At 61.2% G+C, this 9,271-nt stretch carries 11 protein-coding genes; 8 read left to right on the top strand and 3 right to left on the bottom strand.

Translation table 11 applies throughout. The features are described from left to right. The first annotated feature begins 10 nt into the window (after positions 1-10). The gene (locus AC1D2G_RS28785) at positions 11-460 is read left to right on the top strand and encodes a hypothetical protein (protein ID WP_477418317.1); all 450 of its coding nucleotides are present in this window, start codon (positions 11-13) and stop codon (positions 458-460) included. On the opposite strand, the gene galE is transcribed toward AC1D2G_RS28785, so the two are convergent. The 3 genes from galE to AC1D2G_RS28770 all read right to left on the bottom strand — a co-directional run bounded on the left by galE (position 414) and on the right by AC1D2G_RS28770 (position 4,093). Further along, positions 414-1,493 carry a UDP-glucose 4-epimerase GalE gene (galE, locus tag AC1D2G_RS28780; RefSeq protein WP_477305834.1) on the bottom strand — a complete coding sequence of 360 codons (1,080 nt, stop codon included), beginning with the start codon at positions 1,491-1,493 and terminating at the stop codon, positions 414-416. The genes AC1D2G_RS28785 and galE overlap by 47 nt on opposite strands. After that, entirely contained in the window at positions 1,490-2,530 is a 1,041-nt protein-coding gene (locus AC1D2G_RS28775; protein WP_477418315.1) for a UDP-glucuronic acid decarboxylase family protein, read from the bottom strand. Before AC1D2G_RS28775 ends, galE begins: the two co-directional genes overlap by 4 nt. A 1,092-nt stretch (positions 2,531-3,622) precedes the next feature. Further along, a complete protein-coding gene (locus tag AC1D2G_RS28770; protein ID WP_477226289.1) occupies positions 3,623-4,093 on the bottom strand; it encodes a carboxymuconolactone decarboxylase family protein in 471 nt (156 codons plus the stop codon). A gap of 85 nt (positions 4,094-4,178) precedes the next feature. On the opposite strand from AC1D2G_RS28770, the gene AC1D2G_RS28765 reads away from it, so the two are divergent. From AC1D2G_RS28765 to AC1D2G_RS28735, 7 genes are all read left to right on the top strand, one after another. Then, positions 4,179-4,838, top strand: coding sequence for a TetR/AcrR family transcriptional regulator (locus tag AC1D2G_RS28765; RefSeq protein WP_477305840.1), 660 nt, complete (start codon positions 4,179-4,181; stop codon positions 4,836-4,838). A gap of 37 nt (positions 4,839-4,875) precedes the next feature. Then, positions 4,876-5,487 (top strand): hypothetical protein, encoded by a 612-nt coding sequence (locus AC1D2G_RS28760; RefSeq protein WP_477418314.1) that lies wholly within the window; start codon positions 4,876-4,878, stop codon positions 5,485-5,487. After that, a complete protein-coding gene (locus AC1D2G_RS28755) occupies positions 5,484-6,332 on the top strand; it encodes a 23S rRNA (adenine(2030)-N(6))-methyltransferase RlmJ (RefSeq protein WP_477418312.1) in 849 nt (282 codons plus the stop codon). The genes AC1D2G_RS28760 and AC1D2G_RS28755 overlap by 4 nt, the downstream gene beginning before the upstream one ends. 186 nt (positions 6,333-6,518) lie before the next feature. Further along, the gene (locus tag AC1D2G_RS28750; protein WP_457154274.1) at positions 6,519-6,971 is read left to right on the top strand and encodes a hypothetical protein; all 453 of its coding nucleotides are present in this window, start codon (positions 6,519-6,521) and stop codon (positions 6,969-6,971) included. A gap of 137 nt (positions 6,972-7,108) precedes the next feature. Continuing rightward, positions 7,109-7,690: a TetR/AcrR family transcriptional regulator gene (locus tag AC1D2G_RS28745; RefSeq protein WP_477418310.1), complete on the top strand. Its 582-nt coding sequence runs from the start codon at positions 7,109-7,111 to the stop codon at positions 7,688-7,690. Continuing rightward, on the top strand, positions 7,687-8,520 hold the full coding sequence (locus AC1D2G_RS28740) for an EamA family transporter (protein ID WP_477418308.1): 834 nt from the start codon (positions 7,687-7,689) through the stop codon (positions 8,518-8,520). The genes AC1D2G_RS28745 and AC1D2G_RS28740 overlap by 4 nt, the downstream gene beginning before the upstream one ends. Before the next feature lie 103 nt (positions 8,521-8,623). Continuing rightward, positions 8,624-9,238 carry a LysE family translocator gene (locus tag AC1D2G_RS28735; protein WP_477418306.1) on the top strand — a complete coding sequence of 205 codons (615 nt, stop codon included), beginning with the start codon at positions 8,624-8,626 and terminating at the stop codon, positions 9,236-9,238. Positions 9,239-9,271: the final 33 nt, after the last annotated feature.

Here is a 9,271-nt window from a genome sequence, read left to right as displayed (position 1 = left end):
AAAGCAAAGTATGTCGCAACGCGCCTTTGGCAGGGGACATCTAATGAAAAATTCCGCAATGGGCGCGTTTCGCTCGGGCAAGAACAGCGCATTCATGATTGTGGCTGCGGTGGCGATCGCGATGGTTTCGGGTTGCCAGAGCGTCGATGCAACCAAGACCAATTCGGTCAAGCCTGTGGTCCACTCGCTTGGCAGCAAACCCGCGGTCCAGCCAGTCCGCGCCACGTTCATCGCTCATTCGTCCAGAAGCGAGCCTCTTGTCTATATGACGAGCGCGGTGCGGACCATTGAAAGAGCCTACGCTTTTGCATCGCCGCCGCGGATCAAGGTGCGTACGCCGGCGCCGGTGAAGGCCTCTTACAATCCGGGCAATGGCGGCACGTTCCTGGGGAACTCGCCGTATATCTGCAGCCCTAGCGGATTTGGCCAGCGCGCGAGCTGCCGCCCCCGCTATTCCTGAGCCACCGAGCGGCGACAGGCGCTGCCGTCTTGGTAGGCGGCAGTCTCGTCGATTTCGCCTTCAGGCCAAAGAAGGGGGCAGCCGTCCTGACGATCGTGTCGATGTCGGAAAGCTCCGGCACAAAGCCGAGACGTTCGCGTGCGCTTCCCGGATCGGCGTAGAGCTCCGCCGGGTCTCCCGGGCGCCGGGTCCTGAAGACGGCCGGAACCGGTCTTGCCGTCATTCGGCTGACCGCCTGGACAATCTCCTTGATGGATACGCCCCGGCCAGTGCCGAGGTTGACCGCCAGGCTTTGTCCGCCGCCCTCGAGATGCATGAGAGCTTTCAGATGGGCGCGGGCCAGATCGCTTACGTGGATATAGTCCCGTACGCACGTGCCGTCCGACGTGTCGTAGTCCGTGCCGAAAACCTCGATCTCGTCGATGATGCCTGATGCAGCCATGAGCACCCTGGGAATCAGGTGCGTCTCGGGCGAATGCCACTCACCAAGCTCGCCGTCGGGGTCGGCGCCGCAAGCGTTGAAATAGCGCAGGATGGCAAATTTCATTCCGTATGCGGACGCATAGTCGCCGATGATCTGTTCGCCCATCAGCTTGGTGCGCCCGTAAGGGCTGATCGGATTTTGCGAGGACGTCTCGCGAACAGGCAACGCGTCCGGCACGCCGTAGGTTGCGCAGCTGCTGGAGAAGATGATGTTGTCGATGGCGTTCGCTCGCGCCGCATCGAGCACCGCGATGGTGCCGGTCACATTGGTCGAATAGTATTCAGCCGGCTCCTGAACGGACTCGCCGACATAGGCCAGCGCCGCAAAGTGGATGACCGCTGTCGGCCGGTACGTCTTGATTGCCCCCTGCAGCGCATCCCTGTCCCGGATATCGCCGACGACAAGCGGACCCCAGGCGACGGATTTCTCGTTACCGCGGCTCAGATTGTCGAAAACCACAGGCAAATAGCCGGCGCCGGCCAACTGCTTGCAGGTGTGGCTGCCGATGAAGCCGGCCCCACCCGTGACCAGGATTGCCGGGCGAGTCATGACGCCGCGGCCCCTTTGATCAGTTTGCTTCCGTAGAGCAGGGTGTCAAAATAGTCGACGGTCTGCGCGAGCCCCTGGCTCAGGCTGATTTTCGGCTCCCAACCGAGATTGGCCCTGGCAAAGGAAATGTCCGGCTTGCGCTGTCTGGGATCGTCGACCGGCAGAGGCCGATGTACGATCTTCGATCGGGAGTTGGTATAGCTGATGACCAGCGTCGCCAGTTCCATGATGGTGAATTCGCCGGGATTGCCGAGGTTGACCGGATGCGCGGGCGCACTCGGCGCATTCATCAGCCGGACGAAGCCCTCGATCAGGTCGTCGGCATAGCAGAAGGAACGCGTCTGCATGCCGCTGCCATAGACGGTCAGGTCTTGGCCGCGCAGCGCCTGGACGATGAAGTTCGAAACCACGCGCCCGTCATCGGGCTGCATGCGACGGCCATAGGTGTTAAAAATGCGGGCGACGCGGATATCGAGGCCATATGTTCTCGAATAGTCGAAGAACAGGGTTTCGGCCGAGCGCTTGCCCTCGTCATAGCAGGACCGCGGTCCATGCGTATTGACGTTGCCGAAATAGCTCTCAGGCTGTGGGTGCACGAAAGGGTCGCCATAGACTTCGGACGTCGAGGCCTGGAATATCTTGGCGTTGTTCTGTCGCGCCAGTTCCAGAAGGTTCAGCGAACCAAGCACGCTTGTCTTGAAGGTATGGATCGGGTCTTCCTGGTAGTGCGGCGGAGAGGCTGGGCAGGCGAGATTGTAGATCTCATCGAACTGAAGACCCAAAGGCAGCGCATTGACGATGTCGTGCTCGATGCACGTGAATCTCGGATTACGCAGAAGGGCATTGAGATTGTATCTCTTGCCGGTGTGAAAATTGTCCAGCGCGACAACGTCATATCCGTCCCGCAAAAGACGTTCACACAGATGCGATCCCAAAAATCCCGCACCTCCGGCGACCAGGGCGCGGCTTCGGTTTTGGTTGGCGCCCCTTTGACCGCTCCCGGACTCCAGTTTCAGAACCTTGATGAGCTTACTCATGCTTTCCTCTCACGCACCGCGCACGCTACCGCCCGGGCCGGGACAAAAGCATTGCCCGGCCACGTCCTTCAGAACGTGGCAAACCTCCGCATCTGCGGAACCGCCATCATTGATGTGCGCCAATGTTCTTGGGCTCGCGGAGCTTGTGCTGCTACACGATCTGTATGCTGCTGTTCAGCATTTCTCTGCGCCCCGAAATCGCGATCACACGCCCAGTGTCATCATCGTCGATTGCTCGCCCAAATTGCACATCCCAACGCTTTGAAAATATACCTGTGGAAATCCTAGTCAACTAAATTAGCGAAACCTTAACCGTGTCTGTTCGCGAATGGTTAATCATGAGCCGGTCGGACCCGCGCTGTTCCGGAAGCGGATCCTCGTTGTGAATCAATGTATTGGTTGGCTGCCGAAAAATCCGTCGACAGGCCTGGCAAGCTGTTTCCAGGCGATGTCGAAACCCTGACGGCGAGGAAATGCCGGAATCGGCACCCATGGTCCAATTCAGCGTATAGTCCAGGAAAAATACAACTGAAAATAGACTTAAGCGATCTGGAGCGATCGTCAGACCTTCAGCGTGCAATGGGATTGTTGCCCAAAACCGCTCGGGCTACAAATATAAAGATTCTGATGTCCATATTTCATCAATGAAGCTTGATAAAAAGCTGACGCGTCACAGCCTGATATTGCAGAAATTATACAAAAAGCCGAAAAGCGATAAAAAAATTGCTGACCGACGGTGAAGTTGGCTCTCACGCATTTTCCCGGTGTTGCTTGTAATGCTCGTGCATCAAGCCGCCTCTTCGCCAAGGCCGTGGCAATGGTCTCATTTTGTGGCAATGCGCGCATAGGTATACATTTCGCAGGGGAGTATCGGTCATTTTAGCATGGCTTTTGAGCGCACAGGTAGAGTGTCGTCTTCCACGGTTCCCTCGATCGGGCAGTGGGCGGAACGGCAGCCGGGTGCGACTGTGCGAAGGGACCGTGATGGCCGCATCCGCGGGCCATCACAATCAGGAATAAGCGACGAACCAAGGCGACCACGCTATCTCGGATCGGTCCGGAATCGCTGCCCGTTTCGAGGGTCGGGATATGCTACTCCCCGCCCATTTCCTTCTTGAACGTGTCGAAATCGACCTGCATTCCGTTGAAGATGGTGCTCCAGTGGCGGGTCAGCGCAGCCATTGTCACGGCTTCCTGGATCTCTTCGTCGGTGGCGCCGGCGCGTTTGGCGTCCTGGGTGTCCGACCAGATGCAGTAGTTGCAAGGTATCTGCGCCGCCACCGCCAGCGAGATCAGCGACTTGACCTTTGGTGGCAGCGCTGTCTTGTCGCTGAGTTGGATGGCCTTGACCTCGGCCCAGGCCCCAGGCAGGCCGGCTTTGGGGAACTGCTTCACAAAGCTGGGCACACCGCCCATGGTCGACTGGATGTCCTTGATGGTTGCATCGTATTCATCGGAATGGGCCGGAGCCGCGCCGAGCGACAGGATGCAGGCTGCGGCGGTGAGCAGGAACGCACGGCGGATGGACGACTGCACGGATTTGGAAATGCGACGGTTCGACATGGTTTTCTCCTCTGGTCTTTGTTAGCCTTACTGTGTAAGGTAATGTCGAAAGTGAACCTTACAGTGTAAGTTGTCAAGCGACGCCATGGACTCATCGATCAAGAAAAAGAGAGTGCGCGGTCGGCTGTCTCGCGAGATGATCGAGGACGCGGCCTTCCAGGTGATCGAGCGTGAGGGGCTTACCGGCTTTTCGATGCGCAAGCTGGCGGCCGCGCTCGGCTGCGAGGCGATGAGCATCTATCATCACTTCCCTTCGCAGGCGCATCTCTACGAGGCGCTGGTCGACCGGCAGATCAGCGCGATTGTTATCCCCGACGCCAGCATGCCCTGGCGCGAAAGGATCCGCGTCGGCATGCAGGAATACCGTCGCGTCGCGACCGAGCATCCGGCCTTCGCGCCGTTCGTTGTCGTCTACCGCATGAATTCGCCAGCATGTCTTGCCAAGCTGGATAGTGTCATCGGCCTGTTCGAAGCAGGCGGCTTCGGTCCGGAGCTGAGTGCAAGGCTGTTCCGCGCCACGAGCTACTACCTTATGGGCGCGATCCTCGACGAGACCGCAGGTTACGCCAAGGGTCCTTCGGCGGTGACCACGGTCAGTGACGAGCAGCTGGCGCGGGATTTTCCCAGCGTCATGACAGCCGGGGCCTATTTTGGTAGGGCCGGTTTCGACAAGACATTCGAGCTCGGCCTTGAGATGCTGCTGGATGAAATGGAACGCCTGCGCGACAACACCAATGCGAGCTAGTTGTCCGGCAAGGTACGATTACAAGGTGGCTGCCTGAATGCGCTTTCTGTTTGTCCTGATCTTGCTCGCCGGCATCGCCACCGGTTTCATCTATCCCTGGGCGATGAGCAATTTCTCCGGCCACGAGATCGGCACATGGCGTGTCTACGAGCAGGGCCGCTTCAAACCGCTGACGGTGCCGCTCAGCAGCCGCGACGCACCGGTGCGGGTGCTGGTCGACCTGACCGCGAGGACCGAGCGCATCGTCTCACAGCAGCGCACGGTGTTGACGCTGACATCGGCCACCAATGGCCGAACGGTGCTTGCCTCAACGCTGCAGTTCAACCATTCGGACAACCCACGCCAGGCCAGCCCGCAGCTGCCCGACAAGATTTTTCGCGATGAGGCCGGCGTGATCGCGAGCGTCAGCCCGGGTCCGTACCTCTTCACCGTCGGCCCGGGTGATGCCGATGACATTCCGATGCGCGCGGTCGACCTGATCCTGCGCTCCGGTGCCGGCGAGATCGACGGCCGCGCGCGGCCGGTCGGCTACGCGTTGATGGCGGTCGGCCTGATCGGGTTTTTGTTCTCCCTCCGCAGTCGTGGCGGCCGGCCGGAAAATCCGAATTCGCAGCCGCCACCGCCGCGCTGGGGCAGGGGCTCCAAGTGAACTACCGCCACGCCTATCACGCCGGAAATTTCGCCGATGTCGTCAAGCATGTCGTGCTGACGCGATTGCTCGACTATCTGAAGCAGAAGGACAAGGCGTTTCGCGTCATCGACACCCACGCCGGCATCGGCCGCTACGATCTGTCCTCGGTCGAAGCGCAAAAGACCGGCGAGTGGCAAGGCGGCATCGGCCGGCTGATCGATGCCTCGTTCGCCGCGCCGGTGACGGCACTGCTCGCGCCCTATCTGGAGACCGTGCGGTCGCTCAATCCCGAGGGCGGCATCCAGAAATATCCGGGCTCACCGATGATTGCGCGCCATCTCCTGCGCAAGCAGGACCGGCTGTCGGCGATCGAGCTGCATCCCAAGGATGTCGCGAAGCTGAGAACCCTCTTTGCCGGCGATTTCCAGACCCGTGTCATCGAGCTCGATGGCTGGCTGGCGCTCGGCGCGCATCTGCCGCCGAAGGAAAAGCGCGGCCTGGTGCTGATCGATCCGCCATTCGAGGAGGCTGGTGAGTTCGAGCGCCTCGTCGACGGGCTCATAAGGGCGCACAAGCGCTGGCCTAGCGGCATCTACGGGCTGTGGTATCCGATCAAGGACCGCAAGGCGATCATCGCTTTCCGCAAGGCGCTGAAGCAATCCGGCATCCCGAAGCTGCTCGACATAGAATTCGAGATCAGGCCCGCCTCTTCGCAACCCAGTCTCGACGGCAGCGGCCTGCTGGTGGTCAACCCGCCTTTCACGCTGGAGGGCGAACTGCGGACATTGATGCCTGCCTTGCACAGGGTGCTCGCCGTGGAAAAGCCGGCGCACTGGTCGCTGGAATGGCTGGCCGGCGAGTAGAGAGGGCGCGGGGGCTCGAGCTCTCTTTTCCGTCCGGGTCCCCACGTGCTGGAGCCGTTCCGGTTTCCATGCGGGGTTCGGCTTTGGCCAACGTCGTTCCGAACTGGGAAACCATTGTTTCCGCAACCGCTTGACCACCGCCAAGCGAATCCGCAGAGTGCGCGCAATCGACCTTGAGAGGCTGCCATGACTCGCTTCGCCAAATCCGCACTTGCTGCCCTGATTTCGCTCTGCACTCCGCTTGCCGTGCCTCTCGGTCTTACCCAGGCCGTGCAGGCGGCCGACCTTGGCGTCTATTCCGACGACGATGGCGGCGTCTGCGGCGAGGCCTGGGTGTTGAACAAGATCACCAGCCGCTTTTCCCATCAGGTGCATCACGTGCCGCACCTGCCCAACGTGCAGATCACCGATTTCCGGCGCATCCACCAGCATCTGTATCTGGCGGCCAACGAGACCTGGCCGATCGGCCGCCGCTATTGCGGCGCCACCGTCAGCCTGTCCGACGGGCGCGATCGCACCATCTGGTACCTGATCGAGGAAGGCCAGGGATTCGCATCGATCGGCGACAATGTCGAATTCTGCGTCTCGGGCTTCGACCGCTGGATGGTCTACAACGGCCGCTGCCGCATCCTGCGCTAGAGCGCGGATCTCCGTTCCGATTCCTTTTCGCGCCTGCGGCTCTACCCGCTGCGGGCGCTCTTTTTGTGCTGTGTTGACAGAAGAGGCGATCCGTCGCATAAACATGAGACAGACCTGTCTCATCACTGGTAAGCGCCATGACATCGTCGCCTGCTTCCGACAAACGCCAGCACGTCGTTGAAACGGCCTACGGGCTGTTCAAGCGCGCCGGTTTCCATGCCACCGGCATCGATCGGATCATCGCCGAGGCCGATGTGGCCAAGATGACGATGTACCGTCACTTTCCCAGCAAGGACGAACTGATCGTCGAGGTGCTCGACTATCGCGCCAGGCGTTTTGATCGCCAACTCGACCGCCTCGCCGAGGAGGTCGCGACGCCCGGGAAGAAAATTGCAAAGATCTTCGACTGGCACGATCGCTGGTTCCGCAGCCCGGATTTCCATGGCTGCCTGTTCGCGCATGCGCTGGCCGAGTTCGGCGATCCGGAACATCCGGTGTTCAAGGCTGTCGCCAGGCAGAAGAACGGCCTCAAGAAGCGCATGCAGTCAATCCTCGAAGAAGAGATGCCGCGCGGTCGCGCCGAAAGCGTGGCTGCGGTCCTGCTGATGCTGATCGAAGGTGCGACGCTGCTGGCGCAGATGGGGCAGGCGGACACCGCCATTCGCGCCGCCCGCAAGACGGCCCTGGACATCATCGCCGCTTCGCGCAGGCCGCGATGAGCCCGCTGGTCATCGGGCTCGCGCTGTTTGCCGCGATCCTGCACGCCACCTGGAACGCCTTCCTGCGAACCGGGGGCGACAGGTTGTGGACGGTCACCGTCATGAGTTTCTCCAGTACGGCGCTCGCCATTCCCTTCGCCATCTTCCTCACCCTTCCGGCCGCGCCGGCCTGGCCCTATGTCGTGCTCTCGGCCTGCCTGCAGGTCGGCTACAGCGTGTTCCTGGTGGCCGCCTACCGATATGGCGAACTGGGACAGGTCTATCCGATCGTTCGCGGCAGCGTGCCGCTGCTTGTCGCGCTCGGTGGATTCCTCCTGGCCAACCAGCAGCTCACCCAGCCGCAGACCGTCGGTGTTGCGTTGGTCGCCGGCGGCATCATGGGCCTTTCGCTCGGCAGAGGCCGGGCCGCCACGACATCGATACTCTATGCACTGGCAACGGGAGCGATCATCGCCGCCTATGCGACGGTCGATGCGATCGGCGTCCGCGCGGCGGGAAATGCCGGCGCCTACACCGCCTGGGTTCTCGTGATCTATGGTGCATTTCTGCCGGCGACCTTCCTTGCCTGCCGTGGCCGGCTCATTGTCGACCTGCGGGCGCCGGAAACCTGGAAGGCGCTGGGGGGCGGCCTGTTCGCGCTTTTGGCCTATGGTGTCGTGGTCGCGGCCTTCGCGCTCGGGCCGGCCGCTCCCATCACCGCGATCCGCGAAACCAGCGTCGTCTTCGCCGCCTTCATCGGACGCTTGTTCCTCGGCGAGATGCTGACGCCGAGGCGGATCGGCGCCTGCGCCATCGTAGCGCTCGGCGCCATCTGCCTCGGCTATCAATGACGAAAATGCGCGTCGTGCGGAGCCCGATAATTCCTGATGTTGCCGACATGCAAATCGGCTAGCCTGAACGCCCGAGAGCAACAGATCACTTTCGGGAGTCTTCATGGACCTTGCCGCCATCCTCGCCTTCACGGCTGCCTTCTTCGTGTTCGCTGCCAGTCCCGGTCCAGACAACATGACGATCGTCGCCCGCACGATCTCCAGCGGTGCCGCGTCGGGTATTGCCTATGGCGCAGGCACTGTGGTCGGCATCCTCATCTTCCTGGTCCTCGCCGTCTTCGGCCTGTCTTTCATCGCCGCCAAGATGGCGATCGCCATGACGGTGCTTCGTTATGGCGGAGCGATCTATCTGATTTGGATGGGCATCAGCTTGTGGACCGCCGTGCCCGTGGTGCCGGACCTGCAACCCATCTCTGGACGGCGCGGGCTGCTGGCGATCTTCGCCACGGGTATCGCGCTGAACCTCGGCAATCCGAAAATGCCGCTGTTCTACGTGGCACTGCTGCCGAACGTGGTTGGCACGTCGCTCGACGCTGGTCATCTCGGTGTGTTGACGATGGTGATCCTGGCTGTCGAGGTCGTGGTGATCGGCGGTCATGTCATCCTGGCGGGCCGCGCCCGCAGCCTGCTGCGCACGCCGAAGATCGTGCGCCGGGTCAACCGCGCGGCGGGCGGTGTGATGATCGGCGCCGGCTTCGCCGTGGTCGCCACGCGTTAGAGCAATTCCAGGAAAAGTGTGAAACGGTTTTCC

The organism is Mesorhizobium sp. P2_C7 (genome assembly GCF_056404515.1).
Note: the sequence above shows the minus strand (reverse complement) of the source record. Positions and strands in the feature narration are given on the sequence as shown.